Source organism: Alteromonas mediterranea DE (assembly GCF_000020585.3).
Lineage (GTDB): Bacteria > Pseudomonadota > Gammaproteobacteria > Enterobacterales > Alteromonadaceae > Alteromonas > Alteromonas mediterranea.
On sequence record NC_011138.3, the window covers coordinates 3,727,954 to 3,754,602 of the forward strand.

Sequence of the window (26,649 nt, forward strand, 5' to 3'; positions counted from 1 at the left end):
GTGCTGAGATATCAACCAACGAACCTAGCGTTGGCTCTTCACTGCAAATACAACAAGGTAAGCAGCCGGAAACCTTTGATGGCATCCAATCACGTTGCGAATTCTAGGAAATTCGCGGGTTGGCAGTTTACGAAGTGATGGTTGAGCACACTTTTTTCTGCTTTGTCCTTAAATAGAAATACGACCATACGAGGGTAATTTGCGCCAATCTTTCCCTGCTAAATTCACTTAAAGGCTTTAACAAATCCGCAGTCTGTATGTTCCAGGCTCTAAGCTTGCTGTTTTTATTGAAATTCCAGGCTTCACATTATTAGCAATTGCCGATAACAGAGAAAGTTGCTCTTGTGGCATTTTACTACCAATAACAATTTCGAGTAGGGCATCGGCAGAATATACGTGCTTATTAGTTTTTAAATGAGACATAAACCTAACCTCATTTTCATAATCCCACGAAGGAGATTTTGTTGAAAATACTCTGGCTGCTTTATCTACATACTCGAAGTTTTCTACACCAGGCATTACACCAGTAGAAATAAACTCCTCAAGGCTTAGAGAACTCGGTGAATCCTGATACCTGACGTCAATAGAAGCTACTGAATGGTTCTCAATGGAATTAAAATCTTCTCCCAACTGCTCAAGATCGAATACAAGGCAATAACCTCGTAATCCATCAGCATAATGTGACCACATCAGGTTTTCATAAATAGGGTCTCTTTCTGCCGTACACTTTGAGAAACATCCCATCATCATATTAGAATAGACATTAATCACACTATCTAAGCTTTGCTTTACTAGCGCGTGAAATAACTGCTCATTAGTCACGGAATTTTCGTCTAGTCCCATTGATTTAAGCATCTCTAAATACCGCTCGGCACCGATATCCTCTTTGGATTTAAAAGTAGTCTGTTTTAGAGCTTGCTCAACCAGCTTTGGCGGAATCTTCTCATCCAAGAGGAACGCACCTTCAAACGGGTCATTAAAGTCTTTAGTCTTGCTAAACCAAATATAATTATTTTGAAGTGCGGTCAGGCTATAGGTATCAAACGAACGAAATTTATATAATTTCATAATCCCCCAGTTGGTCTTAAGACTTACTCCCCTACCGCCATTTTCTCAATGCCTTTCAATGTATCTCTTATCTGAATTGCCTCATCCAGCGAGAACACGCCTGTTATCCCCTCATAGTGAATGTCACTAAAAGGCGGTTGTGCTAACTGTTTAGCACTCATCACGCCGTTTTGCGTCAGATAATCGATGATTGTGTTGATAAATCGCAGTTGCTGGGCATTAAACTTCGCCTCATCCAAGTAGTCTGCGAAAGCTTCTTTTGCTGCGCCTCTGTCCATTCCAACCAACTCACGAATGAATACACCAAGGCTCTTATCTGGGTGAATTGTTTCTTGGTACTGCGTGAGGTCACCGATACCACTCACTGCCATCAACTTAACGTCTAATTCGTCTAAATCCAGACGCGTGATAGGCAAGTTTTTGCGAAGTCTAGTGATGGTCAGGTTGTCTTGGTTTTCTTTGATATAAGACTCAACGCGTTTTCTATATAGCTGAAGTTCATTGCCACTGGTTGGAACATAGATGCCTTCATTCTCATTAACGCTCAGAAGCTCATCTTGAAAGTTAGTGTAAACGTAGCCCGTGCCTTCCTTATCCATGAAGCGCATGAGCAGTCGAAGGCGTTTTCTTGTCTGTTCCAACTCATCTAGCGTAAGATCTGTCCAGAAATTGGCAGACTGAATATACTCAAGCCATTCCACTTCTTCAGCTATCGCAGGAACACTTGTCTTGCTTTCTAACTTCGCAGCAATGTTTACGAGTTTATCGCGGTAGTAGTCGCTGATACCTGTTTTCTCGACCATTGCTAATTGCATAGTAAGTAGCATATGGTCGAAACGCAGCGCTAGTTCCTCGTCTTTCTCTCGCGGCTCTATTGGTTCTGCTTCAGTGGGTAAGTCAGAGATATGCTTTTGAATCTCGCCCACATTTTCATCTGTTAAGTGCTGCCAGGTCTCTGGCTTCTGGTATTTCTCCACTACTTTTCGTCGTGGCCGAACAATAAAGTTGTCCAGATTCATACCCGCTACGCGGTTTTGTAAATTTTCTACCAGTGAGCGTTGCAGTTCTGCCCCGTCGGTGCCGAACTGTTCATTGCTTTTCAGGTGCTGAGACAGAATCAGACGTTTCTCAAAAATAGCTTGTGAGAGGGTTTTACTGCCTGAATCCTTTGCTCCTTCAGGCTGCATTTCGAAATATTCAAAGTTTTTGCAACAGTCGAAGACTTTGAAGAATACCTTATCGTCATCTGGCCCGAATAAACTCTCACAAAGCCTTGTTCCCCGCCCTAGCATTTGAAGAAACTTCACTTTGGATTTTATTACTTTGAAGAACATCAAATTGACGACTTCAGGCACGTCAACACCTGTATCTAGCATGTCTACAGAGACCGCAATAGAAAGTGGGCAATTGGGATCGGCGGGCTTCTTCTCGCCTTTGAATTCTTCTATAAGTGAGTCGGCATATTTCTCTTTATAGGTGATAACTCTGGCAAGCTTCCCTTTATATTTGGGGTAGTTTGCATTAATACGGTCTACAACAAATTCTGCGTGTTTATTGTTGGCGGCAAAAATAATAGTTTTACCCAACCGCTCACCTCCAGCAACACGTATGCCTCGCTCAAACAACACTTCTAGAGCTTTATCTACTGTGGGTTTGTTGAATAGGAACTTGTTTACTTCACTTGGCAGAACTTCATCTCGCTCAACAAGCTCTTCTTTGCTTTCCCACTCTTCTTTCTCATCTTTGCTTAGATCGCTGTATTTAATACCTTCGCGAATAAAGCCCAAATCGACAGCTACATCTTTTGGCGGCACTAGCTTTTTATCAGCAATCGCCTCTTCAAGTTCATAAGCATAGGTGGGATCGCCGTCAGGCTGGTCAAAAATGTCGTAAGTGTTCTTATCAATATCAGACTTAGGTGTTGCGGTTAAGCCAAGTAACAACGCATCGAAGTATTCGAAAATATATCGGTACTTCTTATAAATACTGCGGTGAGCTTCATCTACGATAACCAGGTCAAAATGACCGATACCAAACAAACGGTCTCGGGCATCAACACTCAACAAGTTCATCATCGTATTATAGGTTGATAAATAAAGCCTTCCACGTAGTGTATCGGTGGCAGATGTAAGTATTTCAGGCGATGTTTTGGGCAAGAGTTTAGAGAACTCTTTCTTTGCTTGATTTACCAGTGCATTTCGGTCAGCCAAAAATAAGACATTTTTCACCCAACCTGCACGCATTAACACATCCACTAACGCGATAGTTGTTCGTGTTTTACCTGTACCTGTTGCCATTACCAGCAGCGACCTGCGCTGGTTTAACGTGAAGCGTTCGCACACACTTTGGATTGCGAGGGTTTGATACGGTCGATCTTTACCTGCAATGTCGGAATTAATAGCAACACCTGGAAGTGGAACCCTAAGTGCCCGCCTATCAATGATACGCTGCATTTCATCGCGGTTGTGAAACCCCTGAACTGCTCTTGGAGGCTGCTGTGTGTCGTCCCAAAAGTGAATTTCATAACCGTTGGTGTAGTAAATGAGTGGGCGCTGGCCGTATGCTTTTTCTAAACAGTCGGCATAGAGTACCGCTTGTTGTCTGCCCTGCGTAGCATCGACAGTGGTACGTTTTGACTCAACAACCGCTAATGGCTTCCCATCGCTACCCCATAGCACATTATCGACGTACCCAACTCCTTTATTGTTGGGCATTCCCAATACTTTGAATTCCACGGTGTTGGGTTTTGTTACGTCCCAGCCTGCTTCTTTCAGGTATTGGTCGATAATGAACTTACGGGTTTCGGCTTCATTATAATTGTGGCTATCTTTAACTTGCTGGTTTTGCTTTTTGTCTTCAGCAACTTTAGCTTTATGAGCTTCCAGCTCTTTTTTTAACGCTTCATTTTCTGCCAGTAACTGGTCTTGTCGTTCTTTGTGCTTCTCATCGCGCTCAGACAGCTGCTTTTGCAGTGCTTTAAGCTGCTTAGCACTGTTCATCACCAGGTTTGCATCTACCTGAACAGTGTTTGGAATTTTCGCTGTATCAAAAAGCTGGTCGGTAGGTGGCTTATTAGAGGTATACGTACGATAAAACCAATACAGGAAGTGATGTAGCTCTTTTAAGGTTTGAATGCTTTCTGCGGCGCTAACTTTACGCTCGCTGTGTACAGCATTATTCCCTGCACGCTGAACCGCTTTGATTTTGGGAAAAACGTTACTGCCCAGGCTGCGCTTGAAATCAGGGTCGTTGATAAGAGTGTTGAGAGAGTTATCGTACTTTGGTTCTTGCAACCAGCTGTCGAACTCGAACATCCACTTTACAGTGCGCTCCAGCGTGTAACGGCTGTAGAAGCAGCTGGAACGCGGTTCAGCGTTTACTTGTTGCTCAGCGATTACCGCATGTTCGTGAAGTTGGGGCCACTCTTTTAAAAATTCGAAGTTCGACATCAGCGTTCCTTGCTATTACATCCTTATGCTACATCTTTTAAGTCAAGTTCGCCTTTGAAAGCGCGTTGCATTAGAGAATTAAAATGAGCATTTGCTTGTTCTTGCTGCTCAAAATTCGCTTCCTTCAAAGCTTTTAGTTCGTCAATAATTCGTAAGAAAGATTGCTGTTTCCCTATGCTTTCATCTGGGATGGGTAATCCTTTCAATTGTGTAATGTTGATGGACGCTAAGTTAGTTGTTTTTTTAGCACACTTTAAAAAATACTGTTTCACAAATGGTGTTTGTAGGTAATAGGCAAAAAACTCAGAAATGTATCTATCACAAAGTCGAACTCTAAACACATGGTTCTGGTGAATGCAATTTGCTATTTGTCCAGACCATATTGCACCTCGCCCTAGCTTGTCAAAGTCGCCGCCCTCTGTCATAAGAACATCCCCAGCTTTCAGCTGGTACTTTTCAAAATCTTTAGCCTTGACAGTTATATCTTTAATTTCTGATAAGTCCAAGTACCCGTCTTGCACATTAGCGACACGCATATAAGGCACAGTAGTTAGTTTATGACCTTCAAGCTTTTGACCTTTTGTAACCCCAGAACGAACATCTGCGACTTCGCCAAGGCTACTTTTCAATGACATAGCATCTTTTCTATAGTCACCAAACATATCCAAAAACACAGACTGCGCGAGTGAGTTTAGTTCTTGCTCCATTTGCTGGCTTTGTTGGCGCAAGTTATCTGCTTTTTCGAGTACCGCCGCTATTTGCTTTTGAATGGGTAGCGGTGGCACGGGAACCAAAAGCGAGTTTAAGTGAACTTTACTTACGTGTGGAATAGTCGCACCTGTGCAGTTATTCCTAATTTCCTTGAATTTACTCTGTAAAAAGCGCCCTAGGTAGTTAGTGTCAATGTGAGGAATGATTACTTTTAACCGTGCCAAGGTACTACCAATCAGCCCCTCTAAACCGTACCCTATAGTCCCAGCATTTGCACCGTCCCACGCAATGATTACATCACTCGGCTCAACAAAAGTTCCTTTGTCATCATCTGTATACTTAATTAGGTTGTCATTTCGAAGATCATCTATTTGGATATAGCGGTTGTTCGTCACACTCTTTACCAAGTTGTGTTTCTTTCCCTTGGATATCTTTACGATATTTTCCAGTGTTAGTGTCGGCCATGTCACAGTAAGGCCTCCAGGTCGGCTATTCCCTTGTCCATTTCAGCTTGGAGTGCTTTAATTCTCTTTAAAATCACCTGAGGAGACTCATATTCAACCTCTTCATACACCACTTCTTTGTAGCGATTAATAGAAAGGTCATAGCCATTTGATTGAATGTCAGATAACGGCACGAAGAAGCTTTGTTCAGTTCGCTCACGACCAATTTCATTTTGTAAATGCTGCCACCGGAATAGCACATCTGGAATGTTATTGAGTTTATGATTTTCAAGCTCCGAAGGTGCCTGGCCCTTCTCAAGGTTTTCACCTTCAGCCGCTTTATAGTCAATAGCATCAGCTTCGGTTGTTAGGGCTTGCTCTTTGATAAGGGGCGTACGTTTATCATCAAGAGAAAAGCCGTCAGCCTGCATGTCATAAAACCACACGTTATCGGTGCCGCCATCATTGGTTTTAGTGAAAAACAGAATTGCAGTCGATACTCCCGCGTACGGCTTGAACACTCCTGAAGGTAGCGATACTACTGCTTCTAGTTTGTGCTCTTCAACCAGTGTTTTGCGAATTTCTTTATGCGACTTGGTAGAGCCGAATAAAACACCATCAGGAACAACTACCGCAGCGCGTCCACCAGGCTGAAGCATTCGAAGAATAAGTGCTAGAAAAAGTAGCTCTGTTTTTTCAGATGGGCCTTTTTTCTTTTTCTTGTTTCCTTCTTCGTCAGTTTCTGTTTTAGCTGTGGCTTTCTTAGGTGTTTTACCTAACGCGGTAAGTAAGTCCGGCGCTAGATCATCATAAGACACGCTGCCTTTAAATGGTGGGTTTGCCAAGATGAGTGTGAATTTGTCTTTGATGTTATGCTCGCCTTGGTCGCTTAGGCTGTCGCGATATTCAACAACTGGGTGCTCTACACCATGCAGCATTAAGTTCATAGCCCCAATTCGCAGCATATGCTGGTCGAAGTCATAGGCGTTAAACATTTGGTTGTGGAAGTGCTTTGAGTTTTCTGGGCGCATTAGCGCACCACCCTGAGTATTACGCACATACTCTTCAGCTGCCATAAGGAAACCACAGGTGCCGGATGCTGGGTCGCAGATAACGTCTGACTTATTGCCATCTAGTTTTGGCGCTGTCATTTGAACCATCATCTGAATGATGTGACGCGGTGTTCTGAACTGACCGTTAGTGCCTGAGCTTTGTAACTTGCTGAGCATGTATTCATACAAATCACCTTTAGTATCTCTATCGTCCATGTCGATTTTATCAATCATGGTAACAACGCGATCCAATAGGCCAGCGGTAGGCACCATAAAGATGGCATCTCGCATGTGTTTAGCAAAGGTTGTATCTTCACCGTTTATCGTCTTAATGAAGGGAAAAATCTTGTCGCGAACCAGCTCGAACATAACTTGTGGATCTTGGTTCTTGAATTTGCTCCAGCGATAGCTGTCTTGCTCAGTGCCGAAAATCGGCTTTTCGATTTCGGTTTCCATGACCAGCGCGTTCTTTACACGAGCCGTGTGTATTTCGTCTAAACGACGAATAAACAGAAGATAAGTGAACTGTTCGATAACTGAGATAGGGTTGGTGATACCACCCGTCCAGAAGGCTTCCCAGATTTCATCAACTTGATTTTTTAGTTTGCCTGTTAGCATTACTCGATAATTGCCTTTTACTGATTTGAACTTTAAGAGCTTTGTTAAATTCTCAAATTTTCACGATGTGACTATCGTTAAAAGTCGTATTTCTTTTTCAAATTATTAAGCTGGCTCCAATCTAAGTAACCTCGGCTCTGAAGTTGACCGACAACAATACCTGGAGCTATTCCTTGAGTTTTAGCAAATTGACAGATACTACTTTCACTAAAATCAGAGTTAGAGACAAATAATGAGAAATCCTTTCTGGGTATAAGATAATTTGCAGCGAATTCATCCGCCTCTTTTTCCTTAAACCTATTTTCTTCAGTATGATAACTATCCTCACTCAAGGGATTTGCTTTGCCATTATTGTCGATAAACTGTTCTTTTCTTCCATGCAAAAGAATGTGACCAGCTTCATGATAAAAATTGAACCAAAACTTATCATCGCGTTTACCTCTTAGACTCAGTTGAATCATTGCCTTATTTTTATCCAACCACCGAGCAGCTCCACTTGTAGATACTTTCTTAATCTCAGGCACGCAGACAACTGCAACACCAGCTTCTGCGCAGATTTCTTGCAGCTTTATTCTCATATCGGAAAATTCTTCAACGGTAAGCTTGCGGCAGTTTAATAGGGCATCTTTAAATTTCTTTGCATCAAACGGAGAACATTTAATCTGGTGTGCTAAAAGCTCACCTCTACGTAACCAAGCCAATATATGTAAATGGCTTTGTTGAAACTTTTCAGACGTTCTGTAACTTACTTCTAACTGAGACCAAACTTGAGGAATTTGCTTTTTACTTGCCACACCAAAAAACCGATACAATTCTTTCAATTGCTCTAGCCTGTCAGTAAATTGCTCTATCCATCGCTCTTTTATTAAACACTTCAGATCTAATTCATCCAAAAAGCTAATCTCTTTACTGAGAAGTTCATCATTCTCGCCTTTTGCTTTATGAATTTGATATTGAGAATCCAGTCCGAGCCAATAGGATGCCGATTTCCCTAATACACACTCTAAAATAACGGCTGTTTCCGAAGATATTGAGGCACTTCCCTTAATAATCGAATTAATCGTTTTCGCTGTAATACCAGATCTTTTCGCAAGCTCAGCTTGAGTCATTCCTTTCACCTCAAGCTCTTCTTCCAGAAATATACCTGGATGGTATGAATAGTCTGGATTGAACTCACTGTGTTGATTTGTCATGCTTTCGCACTCCCAATCTTTTCAATTTTGATACTTGTAATTTTCTCCCAATCATTGGGGTCATTACTTGCTAACGTCAAATCGCACGTGAAGGTGAGATTGAGATCTCTTCCCACCGGAACCTTAAATAGATTTGAATAATTTCGATCACAACTGCATTTCATTGGTGCGCTTCCTTCTGGCGAAAACTCGTTCAAGCTTTCCGCTGCTGCTAGTTGTGTTAATCGCCTACCGAGTATACTTGCTGTCTTAGTGTCGAAACGATTTTCCAGATTTACTTTGCTATTGCACAACTCTCGCAGCTCACTGCTAATAAATTGAATGTTCAATCACTCCTCCAGGACAATAGCCCAACTACTCGATAATATCACAATCCAAATATTTAACAATAATTCCAGAATTAATTTAATGGAAGTATTTGGTAATTTTTTTGTTGCGAATTGGATTTACCCGATCTAGGATAGATCAAGAATTGCAACATCAGATCCGTAGCCTTGTTGCAATCCTTGATTACTAAACAACTAATGAGGAAAAATTATGGCAACAAATGGTAAATCAGGTGACAACCGCCGACATGGTGCAGTGAGAGACCGCTCTCAAACGCAAACGCCTAGCGGCCATTGGGTTAAACGAGATGCGGATACAGGGAGATTTATGGATGTGAAAACATCAAGCACCGACCCATTCAAGGGCGTAAGGAAAGAAAAGTAGATGAATTATTTCATCTACTTTCTCTGAAGTGTGAATAGTCATCTACCAAATGGCTATTCGGGGCAATACGTCGGAGGATTCATGCCCCCTCAGTCTTGCTTAACATCCTGCAAAGATGAAATTTAAGCATAAACACAGCTACTTCAGATTACAAGAATTTCCTCCTACCCATCGAAGGTTTGCGCTTTCGAGAACTCAACTCAAACGGCTACTCGTAACGAGTATTAGCTTAATTTTTATAATTTGGAGGGTGCGCTATGCAACCTAGTATTCAGCAAGACCATTCGAAGAAAAAAGATAAGATCTTCGAAATTATTGTGAACGGAAGGATGAAATCTGTAGAAGATAAATTCCTAACATTCGTAGAGATCGTCAAATTGGCATTTGGTGAATTCAAAGAATGTCAAAATCAGATATATACCATGACTTTCAAACGTGGAGTCGGAAAAAAAGAGGGTAGCCTGGTTTTGGGCGATAAAGTCAGGATCAAAGATGGAGTGATTTTCAATGTCACAGCAACTAATAAATCTTAGCCCTGATTTACTCAGGCTCCAAAACGAAGGTTATGAAATAACTGTCAAAGACGCACATGCTGTTATTTCTAACATTCCATACGTCGATAGCAGTAAGCAAATCAGGTTTGGCACTTTAGTGTCAGACCTGACCCTTCGGGGCAACATAACGTGTAGACCTTCAAGCCACGTGATGTATTTTCTGGGTGTCCAACCTTGCAATAAAGATGGTTCTCCAATTCAACAGATAATACATAGTTGCAGAAAAGTTCGATTGACTACTGATATATCGCCAGACATGTCATTTTCGAACAAACCACGCAGTGGTTATACTGACTACTATCATAAATTCACTCAATATATATCCATAATTACTGCACCAGCCTACTCGCTAGACCCCAACGTTAAGGCTAAAACGTTCAAGCCTGTACTTACTCCTGAAGAATCTGAAGTATTTAATTACATCGATACCAATTCAGGTAGAGCGGGTATTACTGCTATATCGTCAACATTGAAAGAACAGAAAATCGGCGTTATCGGTTTAGGCGGAACAGGTTCTTACATTTTAGATTTCGTAGCAAAAACCCCAGTGCAAGAAATTCATTTGTTCGATGCGGATGACTTCGTTCAGCACAATGCATTTAGGTCACCTGGAGCGGCATCGCTTTCAGAATTACGGGAAAGACAATCCAAGGTAGACTATCACAAATCTCGCTATCAAAAGATGCACAGGGGAATTGTTAGTCATGCCTGCTTCATTGATGAAGACAATGTAGATATGCTGCGTGGCCTCGATTTTGTATTTATTAGTATTGATGAAGGCTCTGCAAAGAAAGTCATTTTTAATTACCTGACTGCTCAGAAAATTGCTTTCGTTGACGTAGGAATAGGGATTGAAGTTGCTAATGACAAATTAACAGGCATCCTAAGGACAACCCTCAGTACACCTGATAAAAATTCCCATGTTGATAACTATGTTCCCTATCAAACTGGAGAAGAAGACGAATATGCCTCTAACATTCAGATATCTGAGCTAAATGCTCTTAACGCCGTACTTGCCGTTATTAAATGGAAAAAGGTTTGTGGCTATTATCACGACCACATTAAAGAATATAACTCTACGTATACGATAAATGCGCATATGTTAGTTGGGGAGGAAGAATTTGCAGCATAAATTCGTAGACCTCATACCTGACGAGATATCGCCTGATACATTGTTTATATCTCTGGAGTACGGCACTTGTGTTCATTTATGTGGATGTGGTTGTAAAAACGAAGTTGTAACTCCGCTAAGTCCGTCAGACTGGAAGCTTACTTATGATGGGGAAACGATATCGTTGCATCCATCGATAGGTAACTGGTCTTTCGATTGCAGATCACATTATTTTGTAAAAAATAATAAAATCTCATGGTGCAAATATTCTGGTGATGCATTGACGCGGAAGGCTCAGCGAGCTTTGGAGCAACCAAAGAATAAATCTGTATTTAGTAAACTCAAGCAGCTATACAACAGATACTTTTGTTAGTTTGTAAAAGATAAGCAACTCCAGTAGGAGTTGCTTAGTTTTATTTGAGAAGCTTCAGCCATCTGGCTTTGCACGCGTAGAGCCAAGTTTCAGAATCTATGCCGAAAATCACTTCGATCTCATCAGAAAAAAAGCTTAAGAACGTTTTTATATCGCTATGGTAATACAGTAACACCTTCAATGCTGAGGATTTCTCCCTGTACTTACCGCCCCCATCGGCTAGTTCCTCTTCTATAGCTTTGCTGATTGAGATCCCCAACCAGCGACCTACATTATCTCTGTGCAGATAAATATACCTATCGTAACTTACAGTTATCTGAGCATTGTCTTCGGACGCGGTTGCTAGCAATAAAATTGTAGAGTCGTCTCCGACAAATGGTGAGCGGGACTGCCGTACATATTTTCTTACGATGCTTTGCTTGCTGTCTTTCATGTAAATGTTCCTCTTTTTGACCTCAGGAATAATTAGGTATTCGATAGGGAAATTATTCGTCGCCCTTTTCAAACTCAAAATTCATTTGCCCAGAGAAAAAATCTAAATCGTCTTCAGTCCACTCGGCATAAAGCTCAGGCTCGCTCAATACAACGCCGATGAGTTCACGTATCACGGGAAAATATGCAGGATTCGACACAATGTGATTTTGCAAAATGACATTCATAATAACGTCTTCGATATGCTGATTGTTTCTGTACTGACTTCCATCGAACTCATCTCGATAAGCCATAAATGCATTTGCCATGTTATTAAAAATTTCGGATACGATTGCGGAGCATAGATATGTATTTGTAGTCATGAATTTTCCTTTTTGTTGTTATTCATAATTACTTAGTCTCCCTATCAGAAAAATTTCCCTATTACTGACTTATTAAAAGATAAGACTAACTAGGAAAGGAAATAAGACATGACGCATCTATCAGTTGTTGAACAGCCAAAGTATTGCATCTCAGATGATGAGGACTACATTGCTTTATACGAGAACGAAGGCTCGTATATCTATTACGTGAGAAATTATGCAGCTCAAACTGAGTTTCTGCTGCTAAGCATGGATTTAGTGATGTCTTTGGACGAGAAGTTAAGAACCGTAGCGGGCGTTTATTTCACACCCAACTTTTCGGTTTTGAAGCATTTCGAGTCAGAGGTTACACAACACGTACTTACAAGTGCACTTTTGCCTCACTTTCATTACTTGTTCAACTGTAGTGTTTCAAAGTTCATCAAAAGACTTTGAACTACTGAAGCCAGCTTTTCGCTGGCTTTATTTATACCTAACAGGCAAGTGCAAAGCCTTCTCCCCTGTTGTTTTCCCCTCGTAAACGCTTCGATGAATCGCGACGAAGCTCAATAGTTCAACTTCAAACAACAACATGCTAGCTCCTAACTAATAGCCACCAAACTTAATTTTTCAAACAATTTTTTGATTTTAAGGCGCTTTGTGTATGCCTAATCGCTAACATTTACCAAGAAGTAAGTTTTGAGAATGTCTTCGCTCACATCGCAGATTATTTTCACAAAAGCGCAAATGAGGTTGTGTTTATTTCTCGCTTTTCCAAATACACTTTTAACTGTCAGAACAAAATGAGGCTGTACTCGATGGTAACCACTTTATTTTCATTACTGGTTCAACAATTCAATAATGCGTATGTACAACCAAGTGATATCTCAACGTGGTTTGCAGCGAAACCTGCTTCGAAGACGCTTCTTACCGATCTGGCAAAGTATTTCGCACAGTCTAAGGAATTGGATTGTGATATTTCGTTGATGCAAGTGGCTAAGGATTTAGTCGCAAGCAAGTCAGCTAAACTGAGTACCCAAAAAAACATGCAAGATAACAGTCTTCACGAACAGTCTGTGGATGCGCTAAACGCGTTAATGTCTAAACATCAACTTGCCACCCTTTTCTTTCAGCAGCTAGGCAATCGCGCTGTTGTTCCCTTTGCTGAGGCCGCTAAGCTTTTCCAAATTGCGCCAAGTTCGGCGGAAGCAAAGCTGAAAAGCGGAGCTTATAAAGATTTGTGCTACATGGAAGTCGAGAAAGAAAATCGCAAATCTCGTCCCTTGGTAAGCGTGCTAGATCTAGCTGACTACTTTTACAAAAAGAGGGAGGTAGTGGTTCTGGGGGATAGTTCGACTGATTAGATTCAAGCCTAAATTGGCTAAATAGTTGATACATGAAATTTGTTGAAACATACGTTATCAAAATAGCGCTTATGTTTCCGGTATTTGTAACGAGTACGGCCCTCTGAAAGAAGCCTTGCTGTATGAAAAGGGAAGCTTAGCTTCCCTTTCAACAACTATTAATCTTCATCATCCTCGCCACGATATTCATCGTTATTTGGATTCAGTTGGTCAGCATGATTGTCCAAGCTATCCCAATAAGCATCGTTGTTTGGGTTCATGCTGTCGCTTCTGTCGTCATTCGATGTTCTACTCATTATTTTTTACCCCTATTTTGTTGAATCAGCTTTCCACGGTTGCCCATCGCTTGGTCGTACTGCCTATTCGTTCCAGATGTACCTTTATTACGATTGGTCATGTTCGCTGAGTTGTCTTTAGGTTTAATATTTGACATAAGAGCTTCTCCTTGTTTGTTGCTCGATGTGTATTCTGCTTTAATACAATCATCAAAAAAGGGACATTTGAGTGAAATATGTTTGGGGATAAACAAGATATAGGTTTGATGTTTCACGGCCTGCCAAGGCTTTTGATCGATGCATCAAAGCTCATCGAAAGTGAGGCTGATTTTATCGTTAAGTGTGCACGGCTTTTTACTGGCAAAGACACTTATACCCATGACCAACAGTTATTTAGAAATATCAGGGCCGGAACTTCAACAGTCGATGATGTAGTAAATTTTTTTACCCACCTTCCTCATAAAAAAAAGCCTGTCTTCTCTTGGCAACCTGAGTACCAGAAGGGAGATATTGTCGGGGATTGGATCATCATCCGCTCATGGGTAAGCGGATTTCGTCACGCTTTAGATGAAGAAGATAAAGACATTAAGGACATACTGCTATTTATCGAGGAACACTGTGAGGCTGAGCGAGCTTTTCTGCGTGAATGTAAAAAGGGAGCTTCGCGGGAGGCACTGTATCAATATATATCAATATGGTTAACCGTGAACCAAGAAGTGATGGAAGAAAACTCGCTTAAAGCCGACATTACATTCCTCACTCGCATAACGCTTTATTGGTGCATTGTCCTTGAAAAAATTGCTGCAATCTGGATTCATCAAGAGAAACCTAAATTAATTAACTCGATCATGCCGACGCTGGACAAAGATAAGAGTGAGTTTTCTCACAGCAATGAAAAGTTGCTGTCCAAATTCAAAAAAGAATACGAGCGTATCCACCATGAGGGCAAGACTAAGCCTTGGACTCATTTTTACAAACATATTGCGGTTATGAAACAGCAAGATGATGAGTTAGGTAAAGACTGTATACCAGATACCGTTGATCCCGATGTGGAGGCAATTAAGCAGCAGTTTAAACGGTGGAGGAAAGATAGCCTCTTCACGTTTAGTGCGTTCAGGAAGAACCTACTCGTTTCTTATTACTCATTTGGGGATTCTAAAAAGGAGCTGGAGGCTTTTCTCATTTATCTCATATCTAACTGCCTGACTTCAGTTCAGATGACACTGGTTAAAAGGTGCAACAAGAGGGAAGATACCGAACAACTACTTACTCATATTGAAGCTGAGTTCGCTAAGGTAGAGGAAGTCAGGGATCTCGTGGAAAAGCGCTTCCAGCATTATATCAAAAACGGAACACTCCAACCTTGATATGTCGTCGAATTCAATTAGCATGGTTTTGCGAGACTTTCGCACTAACGCAGGGACTAATAGGTGGAATCATATTGAGGGAGCGCTGCTTAAAACCTTATATTTAAAGGGCTAGAGAAGAACTGCTCGTACAATCCAGCATTGGAGCGACAGAGAATTTACGATTGAAAGAGATGTCAGACATAGACATTAAAACCTTGATTAATATGTAAAAAAGTAAATCTCATCGCATTTTTACCGATTTCAAAATTAGTGACATTTCCGTGTTATTCCGTCGATTTATCCCTTAGAGGGACACAGTAGGAATACAAAAATATGGCTTTTACTCAATCAACAAGCGGCTTCGCGGAGAACGAACTGTATATTCTACTTCTGTAAAGCAGAAAAACAAAGGCAAGATAGTTTTCTCCAAGTCTAAAACATTCACTTCACCCTCGTCGTGCGCCTCTTAGCATCCAAAATAAAAAGTCACCATATTGAACGTCACTGTTTGGCTTGTGCAGCAAACTTACGCTCATTGATGACTGCAAGATTTACATGAACCAAAATGAACGCCTTCTTTTCCACTTTCTTATAGCGGTATGAACGCGAGATGAGAAAGACAGTGCAGCATTCAATTACATTGAAGCTGCCTACATGTTCGAGGAAAAAGAGCGATAGCTCTTACTAAACTTTCTAGCGGCCCCTTTCTCCCCTAAAAATTTTAGACATGGACGTCTTCTTGTTCATTATTTTGTACTGTTCAATAATAGTGAACACCAAAGATAAATGAACAAATGGACAGCTCACGCGATGGCTGGACGCTTATCCGTACAACATGGATGCACAGGACTATGACGATATGAAAGCCATGGTGTTTCACCGGCTACTGATAAGCCCCCACCCGCTAGTAAGTGTCACGAAGGTTTGAGTTTGAGAAGATATTATAATAATAAGTGGCAGACCAAGTAAGCATCATAAACCCCGTGAGCGATATAGCGTCAATCAAAAGCGCTAACTCTTGTTGGGGCGTTACCGATAAACTGCCTAAGGTAGTAAAGCTGCTAGCTGCTACGTGAAGGAAGTCTAAGGGCAATAGAACAGTATCACCTTGAAAGCCATTTAAACCAACGATGTCGAATGCGAAATACAACATAAGTGCGTACCATAATATTTCTATTATATGAATTAAGAAGAGGAAAATAACCACGGATACACTCATGAAAAAATGCGACGTAAAACGCCTTGAAAACCGTGTAATCGTTCTTAATCCCCAATAGTGAAAGATGATGATTACGACCGTACTGAATAGCGATAAAAATAGGCTAGTGGCAAGCAACATTATTCACCCACCGCTTCTTCAAGCTGCCGATTTTGCATACAGTTCATTGCTATCTTTTTGGCAAAGCTGGCACATGAATCTAACCCAGGCACGTTAATGTACCAAGGCGTTGCATACGCCGACCCTATAAAGACTCCGGTTGATTTTCCATTACGCAATAACTCATGTGAATGGGAAATACTTAAATCTGTTAGGATTTTATCACACGCGTATGTTTTATCTTTATCAGAAAACTCGATGAGCTTTTTCAGGGTTGCAAGCTTATCAGCCTTACCAAGAACCCCTTTAGCGTCTACCGTTATTGAACGTGAATGCGACGTTTCGTTCTTTCTTACACTATGGCTTTGCTCTACGTGTAAAATCCCATTTTCATAAAGCGCGATTAGTTTGCTAGCACTGTCGCTCGGAATAGATGCAAAAGAGGCACTAAGCAAAGGCTTTATATCCTGATAATTTGCCAAAAATTCTTTTAGCAGTAATGGCGACTGCTGAATGTAGTCTACCCCTGCTGCCATTATTGCTGGCCAATCAGACTCTTTAGTCTTACTACTTAGTGCGAGAAGTTCGGTTTTAAGTTTTGAAAAAGGATGACCTATCGACTCGCGCTGAGTGAGAAAACCCAATGCCTTTGAAAATGACATACCGGCTATTTGCCTATGGGTTTCAGGTAGTTCTTCTTTAAACAAAGGAAGTAATCGGTAGCGATAAAAGCTTTCAATATTACTTACGCGGATATTAGTGGGTTGTTCTAACTTTTCTCCCCCGTCTTTTATGCTTTTTTGCGCACACTAAACGAGGAGACCGCACAGAAAGGCTAATAACAACTTACTGAAACAGCGCTGCTTTTTGCTAGGTGCTTACCACTATTATGCTTTTAGCGTATTTCAAAGTTTTCAAATTGGGGCTATTGTATAGAGTAGGACTTAAAAATTATTAGCATAGATAAATATGTGATAGCCGTTTTTTGCATGCCTGATGCAAATAAACCGCGCCCTTGGAGACATTTTATGGCGGACAAGAAGCCGAAGGACCAGCAAGCGCAAGACGTTAACGAAACCCAAAGCGCCCCTCAACCAGCAGACGAACTTGCTCAATTAAGAGAAATTTTGTTTGGTCAAACTAACCGTGCTTTTCGCGCAGATCTGTCTGCCCTTGAGTCACGCGTTAACGACAGCTTTGCAAAACTGAATACACATCTTGATGATCAGTTTAACGATATACGTAAGCTTATCGATCAACAAATCTCTGAACTTTCTAATCAATTGGCCAGTGCTAATGACAATCACAGTAATGTTCAAGAGCAGCTTCAAAATACGACTGATAAATTACAAAGTGAGCTGGAAATAGCTGAAACTGCAGCGAAAAGTGACAATGACGCGCTTGAAGCTCATGTTGTTAAGGAGCTTGAATCCTTGGATAACTTGTTTAGCAAACGCCATCAAGAATTGCTGGAAAAACTTCAGCAGGTAACGAGCGAGCTTTCAGAAAGTAAAACCGACAGGAAAACACTGGCGAACCTACTTTCAACTATGGCTACCAACCTCGCCACAGATAGCTAATTAATGACTGACAAGGGAGCACCAGCTGATTTGCCTGACAACTCACTGGATAAAGTCAGAGAGCTGCTTATTGGGCGAGACGACAAGTTTGTTCAAGAGAAGCTTAATAACGATGCAAAGGGCTTTGTAAGTAGTGTTGTTTCAGAAGCATTGTTTGAGCGTGAAACCAAAGATGGCTCAGTGAACAAGGTACTTGTCCCTCTGGTTGAAAAGTCTTTGCACCGCTCCATAGAGGCAAACAGTGAGAAAATTGTAGGCACGCTTTATCCCCTTGTTGGCACATTGGTAAGAAAAGCGGTTTCGTCGTTTTTGATTGAATTCGTAGAACGAACCAACGCGCTTATTGAACACAGCCTAAGTCCGAAGAGTATCTCGTGGCGATTTAGAGCATGGCAGTCGGGTATCAAGTATTCTGAATACGTTGCCTCACAAATCTATCAATATCAGGTTCAGCAGCTTCTGGTTATTCATAGAGAGACCGGAACACTTCTTCACAGTATTTCATCAGATCCTGATAAAGAAAAAGATGCCGATCTCATTTCTTCCATGCTAGTTGCCATTAATGATTTTGTGGCCGACGCTTTTGGCGTAACAAGCACGGAATCAGAAAACGAGCTTGGTGAAATCAAAACAGAAGATTTCACATTACTTATTAAAATTGGCCCCCAGGCTCTACTTGTGGCGGCAGTAACAGGCAGCGTTCCGCCCGAAGTGCGCGGCAAGCTGCAGCAGACGCTAGAAGAGTTTCACCACTTTTACCAACAGCCCTTAGTCAACTATGACGGTGATAACGCCCCCTTTGATGGCTGCGAAACTATTTTGGCCGACTGCTTGGTAAGTGAAAGAAAAGAAGGCGAAGGTAAGAAATCGAAGCGCCTTATCGGCGGCGTTGTACTTCTAGCAATGCTGTTCGCGATAGTTATTCTATCATTTATGCGGCTATCGCTGACTGTATTAAAAAGCGATTTACACGAGCTTGTGCCTCCACCTGGTGTCATCCTTACCGACACTTATATTTCAAACGGAAAAGTACACGCAAAGGTGCTACGAGATCCCGCCGCCACCAGCATTAACCAGTGGTTTAGCGAAAGTGATATTGACTTATCCAGAGTGATTGTTAGTGAAGAGCCGTTTGTCTCGCTCAAATCCCATGTGATATTGCGTAAACTCGAAACGCTGGTTAATGCGTTGCACTTAAGTGAAACAGAAACCTTGTCGCTTAACGCTAAAGAGGATAATAACGCAGTGATTTCGGGAAGCGTATTCGCCTCAACCGCTCAGCGCTTTACCCAACGAATGGGGCGTATTCCAGGTATTTCGTCAATTCATGTAGATACGGATGCGCTTAACGTAAAAGCAGCCCATCAAATCGACAATGCTGTTATACAAAAAGCGGCGCTAAACCGGTTAGTTAATAAAATTTCTTCGCAAACTGTACTTTTTGCTACTAACCAACAAGTGCTTTCTGAAGTACAGTTAGCCAAATTAGAATCACTGGCTAACGAAATAAAGCAACTTTTATCTCTTGCCAACAAAACCAATACGGTTGTTAGCATTATGGTAATGGGTGCCAGTGACAACTCAGGTTCAAGTGCACGAAATCGTGAGCTTAGCCAAAAACGCGCAGAGAATGTTGTGAATTCATTAATTTCACTTGGTGTAGAAAGTGATATCCTTATACCTGTAAGCTTAGGAGAGCTACCATTGCAAAACGCATCAATGGGACGTTCAGTTATGTTAAACGTATTAATATCCAGTGAGCTGTAGTAAGGAAACTTTTCAGTGATACAGAAAAAAGTTTGTATTTTAGGACCTACTGGTGTTGGAAAAACAAGCCTAATCAAGCAGTTCGTCGAAGGTATTTTCTCTGAAAAGTACAAGACCACTATTGGTGTAAAAATAGACAAGAAGCAAGTCAATAAAGAGGGACGCGGTGTTCAGCTTCTGCTTTGGGATTTAGAAGGTATCGACAGATACTGTGGTTTCAACCCTCGATACCTTAGAGGGGCCAGCGCCTACATCGTTGTGGTAGACCAGACCCGTTCTCAATCTTTGCTTGAAGGCATGGAAATTTTAGAACTCGCCAAAGAACACTACCCTGACATTCCTGCATTTTTCGTTGTTAATAAAACCGACCTTCCAACAAGTTGGCATTGGAGTGAGGAAGAGCTAAACACTTATGCTCAGAAATTTACTTCGCTTACAAAAACCAGCGCAAAAACCGGTGAAAATGTAGAGAACTTATTTAGTACCATTGCGTTTTGGTAGGAGATTGCCATGGATATTCATTTATTAAATGCGTTAGGCATTACGAATTGCGCTTTATTCAAGTGCAGTGCTGAAGAAGAATTAGAGTGCCTAACCCCAGAATTACCATGGCTTCCTCACGTTGTCACATTAGACGAAAAAAACCGGCTACAAAAAAAGCATATCCCCTCCATTTTCCTAGATGATTTCTTTCTAGATGCCGGTGAGGTGTGGAAAGGCGATACCTCTTTTACCTTGTCTTCAGGCTTTTGGACAGAACAAAATGAAAAGCAGGTACTACGTCTTGAGGCACTAGCGATTAATAGCGAATCTGGCTCGCGCTACTTAGTAGTTAAAAACATTGAAGAACAATTCGACGAAAAGCGAAAAACCCTGCAAGCCGCAAGAGAGCTATTGTTAAGCCACCACGAAATCGTTGGTCAGCATGAATATATAAGGCACAAATTAAACAGTGTGCTTCGCAAAAATAAACGAATGCAGAAATTGGTTCCTCCTATTCAACAAGCAATTCACAACCTTGAAACAGGTGTGGTTATTCTTGATGATAAGGGCGGTTTAGTTCTTGATAACAAAGCCTCTCATAGGCTTCTTCTTTGCAGCAGTACAACACCAAGCTCAATCCGCGTAGGTGAGCTATTAAAAGGTATCGATGCCCCCGCCTCTTTCTTACCAACTCTTGTGAAGAAAAAAGCCCCTTGGCAGGGAGAGCTTTATTGGCAGCCGGTGGACGAATACAAAGTCTGGCTTCAAGTTACCATTCACCCAGTGTTACAGGGAGATGAGCTGACGCACTGGGTTTACCTGTTTACTGATATTACACATATTCACAATAAAGAAGAGAGCGTATTAACCGCTAGCGGAATGGACTCGCTAACCAAGGTTGCCAATCGGAATCTGTTTACTGATACCGTAAAACGTCTTGTGCAAGAGGAAACGGCATTCAAGCTTTTCATTATTGATATTTGCGGTTTCAAGAGAATAAATGAAGCGCTTAGCTATCAGTCAGGAGATGAGATCCTCAAGTCCTTCGCGCTTCGCCTGCAGGCCTTCGTCGGCAATAGCGGCTTTATAGCAAGAATTGGCAGTAACGAATTCGCCCTAGTGAAACGTGAAGATACGTTTAAGAATGAATCGAGCGAGCAGTACGTAAAAAACCTTATTCAAAAGTTAACCCAAACCTATACCGTCCTTAATGGAAGCGAGCCAAACTTAGGGGTGAATATTGGTGAAGCTAACTACCCTGCCCACTGCAGTTCGTCTGAGGGTCTGCTTCAGTGTGCTGATATTGCCTTACAGGCATCTAAATATCAGGGGCGTAATACTGCGCTAACTTATAGCGAAGAGTTACATAAACAGCACTTCGCCATTAATGAACTTGAAAACCAGCTTCGCAAAGCGATAGACGAAAACCAGCTAAAGCTTTTTTTACAGCCTATCGTCGATTTAACCACAGGTAAAATTGTTAAATGTGAAGCCTTGGCACGTTGGATTACGCCCGAGGGAAAATTTATTTCCCCTGAAGTATTTATTCCACTAGCGGAGAAAAGCGAGCTCATCTTCCCCTTTGGTGAGTGGCTTATCAATGAAGCGTGTAATGCGATTGACGCCTTAAAAGGGGCCAATTTAGGCATCCGTTTAGCAATTAACATCTCGGGCCGACAAGTCTCAGACTTGGCCTTGCTTAACCAAATTAAGAACGCACTTGAAGACCATCAGCTGCCGGGCTCAAACCTGTCAATTGAACTTACCGAAAGCGTGTTGGTAGAAAGTTTAGATGTGGTTTCGGTTCTGTTGAACGAACTTCGCGGGATGGGGATTACCGTATCGATTGATGACTTTGGAACAGGCTTCAGTTCACTCGTGTATTTGAAAAAGCTGCCAATTGACGAACTTAAAATTGACCGCTCGTTTGTAAGTGAACTTGAAAAAAACACCGACGACCAAGCCATTGTGCAAGCTATTTTAGGTTTAGCACATAACCTGAATATAAAAATCATCGCTGAAGGGATTGAGACCCAGCAGCAGCAAGACTTTTTACAAAGTCATCAATGTGCGTATGGTCAAGGGTATTTATACCAACGCCCCGTCGCTATAAAGGAATTTATTTCGCTAGCGCAAAAGCTTAAATAAACAGGCAATGACTTACACCATCTCTTACCCTATCTACAAATAAAAAAGCCGAAGACCGCGATTTACATCGCCGTTCTTCGGCTTTCCACATTCGAAATATTGTTAAATAAGGCCCATATGCCCCGCGTGGAACTCTAAGTGTTCTTCAATAAATGAAGCGATGAAGAAATAGCTGTGATCATAACCTTCATGCATGTTTAGCGTTAACTGGGTGTCTGATTGCTGTGCAGCATGCACTAACGTTTGCGGCTTTAGTTGCTCGTGTAAAAACTCATCTTTTGTGCCTTGCTCAACTAAAAGCGGCACGCTGTGTGTTTTACTTGCAAGTAACACAGAAGCGTCATAATCCTTCCACGTTTCTTTATCATCGCCTAAGTAACGGCCAAGCGCCTTTTGTCCCCACGGACAATCAGATGGGTTTGATATAGGGCTAAAAGCAGACACAGATACAAATTTATTCGGATTACGCATGCCGATAACTAAGGCACCGTGCCCCCCCATAGAATGGCCACTAATGGCTCGCTCTTTAGTAACAGGGAACTCACTTTCAATAAGCGCAGGCAATTCATCAACAATGTAGTTATACATGTTATAATGCGTATTCCACGGTGCTTGAGTAGCGTTTACGTAGAATCCAGCGCCTAGGCCGAAATCATAAGATCCTTCATCATCATCAGGTACACCTTCTCCTCGAGGTGATGTATCTGGTGCGACTATTGCCATACCGAGCTCGGCCGCTAGTTTCATTGCTCCTGCTTTCTGCATGAAGTTTTGGTCGGTACAGGTCAACCCCGACAGCCAATACAATACTGGCACTGGCTTCTCTTTCGAAGCGAAAGGGGGAAGAAATATCGCGAATGTCATATCGCACTGTGTTGTTTCAGCTTTGTGGGTGTAGCGTAAATGACGCCCCCCAAATGCTCTATTTTCGCCAATAAGTTCCATTTCAGCTCCTTAAATTCGTAAATTTGCACCTTTATTGTGGAATCAGTAAAGGCTCTATCGGATTTTAGATCAAGTTCGTTTACACTAAGCGCCTAATTTTTGAGGTAAGTACAATGGTAAAAGCACTGCTGCATCATATTGTTGGCACTATTTCGGTCATTTTTTATTTTTTAAACACAGTTTTGTGGTCTACGCCTATTTTTATATTGGCAGTTTTTAAACTCATCCCTATCGCCCCGTGGCGGCGTTTCATTTCTTATTTACTCGACGCATGCGCCACCGCGTGGATAGGCGTCAATAATATTAATCAGCGCATTAGTGGACGCACAAAGTGGCAAGTAAACGGGCTGGAAAAACTGACTCGAAAAGATTGGTACCTCGTTGTTGCTAACCATCAATCTTGGGTCGATATCCTCGTTCTTCAACGTGTATTTAACCGAAAGATTCCTTTTCTGAAGTTTTTCCTCAAAAAAGAGCTTATTTATGTGCCCATTTTAGGTCTTACCTGGTGGGCGCTCGATTTTCCATTCATGCGTCGTTACTCGAAGTCTTTCATTGCTAAAAATCCGCACCTGAAAGGTAAAGATATGGAAACCACCCGCAAAGCGTGTGAAAAATTTCGCAATAAGCCGGTAAGTATAATGAACTTCGTAGAAGGCACGCGTTTCACCACAGCCAAGCATGATAGACAGAACTCTCCGTTTGAGCACTTGCTAAAGCCTAAAGCCGGCGGTATTGCTTTTGTGTTGTCGGCCATGGGCGACCAGCTACATAAACTTATTGACGTTACCATCGACTATCCTAATGGGGTCCCCTCGTTTTGGGATTTCGTAAGCGGTAAAGTTCGCGACATTCGCGTGAATATTGATGTGATGCCAGTAAAAGAGATTATGGACAATGGGGTTTTCAACGACAGCTATTTTGATGACCCACAAGTGCGTGCCCGCTTTCAGACATGGCTAAATGAGCGTTGGCATGCCAAAGATCAACGTTTAGCATCACTTAACGCAACTCAGAAACCATTATGATCCGTCTAGTACTTGCGCCTTTTATCTTCGTTTTACATACCACACTGCAAATTCTTAACTTAGCTTTGTGGGGTGGGCTTATTATTCTATTGGGTTTGGTAAAGCTTTTATTGCCGAACGGAAAAATTAGAACAGCGTGGAATAAGGTCATGCACGCGCTGATGTTTAGCTTTGGCCGCATTAGTGTCATATTGATTCGCCTATTCAACAAGGTCGACATTGTGTGCTCTGTTCACGGCACGCTTTCTAAAGATAGCTGGTATCTTATTATCGCGAACCACCTAAGCTACCTCGATATCATTTTACTTATTGAATTCGCTACACACCGTATTCCAGCGCCCAAGTTTTTCTTAAAGAAAGAGCTTATCTGGCTGCCTTTTGTAGGGCTTGGCGCGTGGGCACTTGATATGCCTTTCATGCACAGGTATACCCGTGCTTATTTAGAGAAGCACCCTGAAAAAAGGGGAAAGGATCTGGAAACCACTAAAGCGTATTGTGAAAAGTTCAGAACCGTGCCGACTACAGTGATAAATTTTGTTGAAGGAACACGCTTTACATCACAGAAGCACCTTTCAAAGCAAAGCCCCTATGTCAACTTACTTCCACCTAAGGCGGGGGGCGTGTCTTTCGCCTTATCAGCCATGGGCGAGTTATTTACGAACGTACTGGATATTTCTTTGCTCTACCCTGAAAATAAACGTCATCCGATGATGGCAATGTTAAGCGGCCAGATGACTAAAATTGTTATTGATGTAAACGTAACGCCTGTACCCGAGTTACAACAGCAGTCAGAACGTACAGAGTCTGAATTTCGTCTTTATTTCCAAAACTGGTTAAATAGCTTATGGAAAAATAAAGACAACCGCATAAAGCAATTATTGGAGTCATAAATAATGGAAGTGAGTGCTTCAGTACGCGATTACTTTATACACTTGGTAAACGACGTTTTCCCAAACTTAACCACTGAGGACCCGCTTTATACAGTGCTTGCACTAGGGTCTACCCTGATAATTGCAGCGTTCATTTATATTATTGCGCGGTTATTAGTACGCCCGCAAATTGCTAGCTGGGTTTACAAGTCTAATAATAAATGGGACAACGCGCTTCAAGAGCATGGCTTCTTTAGACCTTTAATGCACCTCTTCCCTGCGCTATTCATCTACGTTGCCACTCCAGTACTTATCGATGATGAAGCCGTCATGCACGGTATGGTAATCAAAAGTGCTCAGCTGTATATGCTTTACAGTGGCTTACTCGCTTTGTACGCCATGCTAAGCACAGTAGAAGACGTTTACAACGCCTCAGCCCTTTCCCGACGAGCCCCGATTACAGGGTTCATTCAGGTGACTAAACTTGCCTTTGCAATCATTACTATACTGCTGAGTATTTCTTTAATAGTCGATAGAAGTCCGTTGCTTATTGTATCGGGCCTAACCGCTATTGCCGCGGTGCTGTTATTGATATTCAGAGACACTATTTTAGGTTTTGTGGCCGGTATACAGATTGCCGCCAACCGCATGTTTAATACCGGTGATTGGATAGCCATGCCGAAATACGAAGTTGACGGTGAAATACTTGAAATAGGCTTAACCAATGTAAAGGTACAAAACTGGGACAAAACAATCTCGACACTACCTACTTATAGCCTTACTACTGAAGCGGTGAAGAACTGGCGAGGCATGCAGGAGTCCGGCGGCCGCAGAATTAAGCGCGCCATTTATATTGATGTGCACTCTATCAAACTCTGCGACAAAGATATGTTAGACCGCTTTTCAAAAATTCGTTATATCAACGAATATATCGATAAAAAGAAAAACGAACTGCGTGCTTATCACAGGGATTACTCCATTGATGAGTCGGATTTACTCAATAACCGCAAGCTAACCAATATCGGTACGTTTAGAGCCTACTTAGAAGCCTATTTGCGCAAGCATGCGAATATCAACCAAGAGCTTACGCTTATGGTTAGGCAGCTTCCCCCTAATGAGCTAGGTTTGCCCTTAGAAATTTATTGCTTTAGCGCAGAAAAAGAATGGGTCAAATACGAGAAAGTACAGTCGGATATTTTCGACCACGTCATGGCCATGCTTGACCTGTTCGACCTACGCGCCTACCAGCGAGACGGTCACCTCTCGCTTTTAGCCCACCGCGAGCACAGTGCCTATCAGCAAGAGGCAAAGGTGAACGCCAGGCAAGGTGCTGATAATAGTGCCAAGCAAAGTACAAGTGAAAGTTCTGATGGAAGTGCCGATGAAAGTGCCGATGAAAGGACAGAGCGTAGTGTAAACACGCCTGCAGAGCCTCACAGCACGCCGAAAGCGTAACCATCAATAACT

General features: G+C 41.9%; 26 protein-coding genes. 14 read left to right on the forward strand and 12 right to left on the reverse strand.

Annotated elements, in window-relative coordinates; translation table 11 throughout:
- Positions 1 to 237: 237 nt before the first annotated feature.
- The 5 genes from MADE_RS16515 to MADE_RS16535 form a co-directional block, all read right to left on the reverse strand.
- Complete coding sequence (locus tag MADE_RS16515; protein ID WP_012519778.1) at positions 238 to 1,068, reverse strand: DUF2971 domain-containing protein; 831 nt, start codon at positions 1,066 to 1,068, stop codon at positions 238 to 240.
- A 23-nt stretch (positions 1,069 to 1,091) separates the two neighbouring features.
- On the reverse strand, positions 1,092 to 4,517 hold the full coding sequence (locus MADE_RS16520; protein ID WP_012519779.1) for a DEAD/DEAH box helicase family protein: 3,426 nt from the start codon (positions 4,515 to 4,517) through the stop codon (positions 1,092 to 1,094).
- Between the two features lie 23 nt (positions 4,518 to 4,540).
- Positions 4,541 to 5,698, reverse strand: coding sequence for a restriction endonuclease subunit S (locus MADE_RS16525; protein WP_080663246.1), 1,158 nt, complete (start codon positions 5,696 to 5,698; stop codon positions 4,541 to 4,543).
- A complete protein-coding gene (locus MADE_RS16530; RefSeq protein ID WP_012519781.1) occupies positions 5,695 to 7,341 on the reverse strand; it encodes a type I restriction-modification system subunit M in 1,647 nt (548 codons plus the stop codon). Before MADE_RS16530 ends, MADE_RS16525 begins: the two co-directional genes overlap by 4 nt.
- 77 nt (positions 7,342 to 7,418) lie before the next feature.
- Positions 7,419 to 8,534 carry a HigA family addiction module antitoxin gene (locus MADE_RS16535; protein WP_012519782.1) on the reverse strand — a complete coding sequence of 372 codons (1,116 nt, stop codon included), beginning with the start codon at positions 8,532 to 8,534 and terminating at the stop codon, positions 7,419 to 7,421.
- Positions 8,535 to 9,071: 537 nt separating this feature from the next.
- Between MADE_RS16535 and MADE_RS20725 the strand changes: the two genes are divergently transcribed.
- The 4 genes from MADE_RS20725 to MADE_RS20990 all read left to right on the forward strand — a co-directional run bounded on the left by MADE_RS20725 (position 9,072) and on the right by MADE_RS20990 (position 11,283).
- Complete coding sequence (locus MADE_RS20725) at positions 9,072 to 9,245, forward strand: hypothetical protein (protein ID WP_012519784.1); 174 nt, start codon at positions 9,072 to 9,074, stop codon at positions 9,243 to 9,245.
- A 257-nt stretch (positions 9,246 to 9,502) separates the two neighbouring features.
- Positions 9,503 to 9,778, forward strand: a complete 276-nt coding sequence (locus MADE_RS16545; RefSeq protein ID WP_012519785.1) for a multiubiquitin domain-containing protein — start codon at positions 9,503 to 9,505, stop codon at positions 9,776 to 9,778.
- Positions 9,753 to 10,931: a ThiF family adenylyltransferase gene (locus MADE_RS16550; RefSeq protein WP_012519786.1), complete on the forward strand. Its 1,179-nt coding sequence runs from the start codon at positions 9,753 to 9,755 to the stop codon at positions 10,929 to 10,931. Before MADE_RS16545 ends, MADE_RS16550 begins: the two co-directional genes overlap by 26 nt.
- Positions 10,932 to 10,971: 40 nt before the next feature.
- Entirely contained in the window at positions 10,972 to 11,283 is a 312-nt protein-coding gene (locus MADE_RS20990; protein ID WP_232363129.1) for a ubiquitination-like system serine protease family protein, read from the forward strand.
- A gap of 40 nt (positions 11,284 to 11,323) precedes the next feature.
- Here the strand turns inward: MADE_RS20990 and MADE_RS16555 are convergent, their stop codons facing one another.
- Both MADE_RS16555 and MADE_RS16560 read right to left on the reverse strand, forming a co-directional pair.
- On the reverse strand, positions 11,324 to 11,716 hold the full coding sequence (locus MADE_RS16555; RefSeq protein WP_012519787.1) for a hypothetical protein: 393 nt from the start codon (positions 11,714 to 11,716) through the stop codon (positions 11,324 to 11,326).
- Positions 11,717 to 11,768: 52 nt separating this feature from the next.
- Positions 11,769 to 12,077: a hypothetical protein gene (locus MADE_RS16560; protein ID WP_012519788.1), complete on the reverse strand. Its 309-nt coding sequence runs from the start codon at positions 12,075 to 12,077 to the stop codon at positions 11,769 to 11,771.
- Between the two features lie 108 nt (positions 12,078 to 12,185).
- Between MADE_RS16560 and MADE_RS16565 the strand changes: the two genes are divergently transcribed.
- Together MADE_RS16565 and MADE_RS16570 are read left to right on the forward strand one after the other, a co-directional pair.
- On the forward strand, positions 12,186 to 12,512 hold the full coding sequence (locus tag MADE_RS16565) for a hypothetical protein (RefSeq protein WP_012519789.1): 327 nt from the start codon (positions 12,186 to 12,188) through the stop codon (positions 12,510 to 12,512).
- A gap of 362 nt (positions 12,513 to 12,874) precedes the next feature.
- A complete protein-coding gene (locus tag MADE_RS16570; RefSeq protein WP_012519790.1) occupies positions 12,875 to 13,420 on the forward strand; it encodes a hypothetical protein in 546 nt (181 codons plus the stop codon).
- A gap of 158 nt (positions 13,421 to 13,578) precedes the next feature.
- On the opposite strand, the gene MADE_RS20730 is transcribed toward MADE_RS16570, so the two are convergent.
- Positions 13,579 to 13,716: a hypothetical protein gene (locus tag MADE_RS20730; protein WP_012519791.1), complete on the reverse strand. Its 138-nt coding sequence runs from the start codon at positions 13,714 to 13,716 to the stop codon at positions 13,579 to 13,581.
- Complete coding sequence (locus tag MADE_RS20735) at positions 13,716 to 13,853, reverse strand: hypothetical protein (RefSeq protein ID WP_012519792.1); 138 nt, start codon at positions 13,851 to 13,853, stop codon at positions 13,716 to 13,718. The genes MADE_RS20730 and MADE_RS20735 overlap by 1 nt, the downstream gene beginning before the upstream one ends.
- Before the next feature lie 78 nt (positions 13,854 to 13,931).
- Between MADE_RS20735 and MADE_RS16575 the strand changes: the two genes are divergently transcribed.
- Positions 13,932 to 15,062 (forward strand): hypothetical protein, encoded by a 1,131-nt coding sequence (locus tag MADE_RS16575; RefSeq protein WP_012519793.1) that lies wholly within the window; start codon positions 13,932 to 13,934, stop codon positions 15,060 to 15,062.
- Between the two features lie 886 nt (positions 15,063 to 15,948).
- On the opposite strand, the gene MADE_RS16580 is transcribed toward MADE_RS16575, so the two are convergent.
- Both MADE_RS16580 and MADE_RS16585 read right to left on the reverse strand, forming a co-directional pair.
- A complete protein-coding gene (locus MADE_RS16580; RefSeq protein ID WP_012519794.1) occupies positions 15,949 to 16,197 on the reverse strand; it encodes a hypothetical protein in 249 nt (82 codons plus the stop codon).
- Between the two features lie 185 nt (positions 16,198 to 16,382).
- Entirely contained in the window at positions 16,383 to 17,024 is a 642-nt protein-coding gene (locus MADE_RS16585) for a hypothetical protein (RefSeq protein WP_012519795.1), read from the reverse strand.
- A 366-nt stretch (positions 17,025 to 17,390) separates the two neighbouring features.
- Here MADE_RS16585 and MADE_RS16590 point away from each other — a divergent pair, with 366 nt between their 5' ends.
- The 4 genes from MADE_RS16590 to MADE_RS16605 are packed head-to-tail and all read left to right on the forward strand — an operon-like array spanning position 17,391 to position 22,340.
- Positions 17,391 to 17,942, forward strand: coding sequence for a hypothetical protein (locus tag MADE_RS16590; RefSeq protein WP_012519796.1), 552 nt, complete (start codon positions 17,391 to 17,393; stop codon positions 17,940 to 17,942).
- A 3-nt stretch (positions 17,943 to 17,945) separates the two neighbouring features.
- Positions 17,946 to 19,709 carry an OmpA family protein gene (locus tag MADE_RS16595; RefSeq protein WP_012519797.1) on the forward strand — a complete coding sequence of 588 codons (1,764 nt, stop codon included), beginning with the start codon at positions 17,946 to 17,948 and terminating at the stop codon, positions 19,707 to 19,709.
- Between the two features lie 15 nt (positions 19,710 to 19,724).
- Complete coding sequence (locus MADE_RS16600) at positions 19,725 to 20,210, forward strand: Rab family GTPase (protein WP_012519798.1); 486 nt, start codon at positions 19,725 to 19,727, stop codon at positions 20,208 to 20,210.
- 9 nt (positions 20,211 to 20,219) lie between these two features.
- Positions 20,220 to 22,340 carry a sensor domain-containing protein gene (locus MADE_RS16605; RefSeq protein WP_012519799.1) on the forward strand — a complete coding sequence of 707 codons (2,121 nt, stop codon included), beginning with the start codon at positions 20,220 to 20,222 and terminating at the stop codon, positions 22,338 to 22,340.
- A 102-nt stretch (positions 22,341 to 22,442) separates the two neighbouring features.
- On the opposite strand, the gene fghA is transcribed toward MADE_RS16605, so the two are convergent.
- Positions 22,443 to 23,285 (reverse strand): S-formylglutathione hydrolase, encoded by an 843-nt coding sequence (fghA, locus tag MADE_RS16610; RefSeq protein ID WP_012519800.1) that lies wholly within the window; start codon positions 23,283 to 23,285, stop codon positions 22,443 to 22,445.
- A 113-nt stretch (positions 23,286 to 23,398) separates the two neighbouring features.
- Here fghA and MADE_RS16615 point away from each other — a divergent pair, with 113 nt between their 5' ends.
- Genes MADE_RS16615 through MADE_RS16625 form a run of 3 tightly spaced genes read left to right on the forward strand, consistent with a single transcriptional unit; the run spans position 23,399 to position 26,637 of the window.
- The gene (locus tag MADE_RS16615) at positions 23,399 to 24,313 is read left to right on the forward strand and encodes an acyltransferase (protein WP_012519801.1); all 915 of its coding nucleotides are present in this window, start codon (positions 23,399 to 23,401) and stop codon (positions 24,311 to 24,313) included.
- A complete protein-coding gene (locus tag MADE_RS16620; protein ID WP_012519802.1) occupies positions 24,310 to 25,203 on the forward strand; it encodes an acyltransferase in 894 nt (297 codons plus the stop codon). The genes MADE_RS16615 and MADE_RS16620 overlap by 4 nt, the downstream gene beginning before the upstream one ends.
- Before the next feature lie 3 nt (positions 25,204 to 25,206).
- On the forward strand, positions 25,207 to 26,637 hold the full coding sequence (locus tag MADE_RS16625; RefSeq protein WP_012519803.1) for a mechanosensitive ion channel family protein: 1,431 nt from the start codon (positions 25,207 to 25,209) through the stop codon (positions 26,635 to 26,637).
- The last annotated feature ends 12 nt before the right edge of the window (positions 26,638 to 26,649 follow it).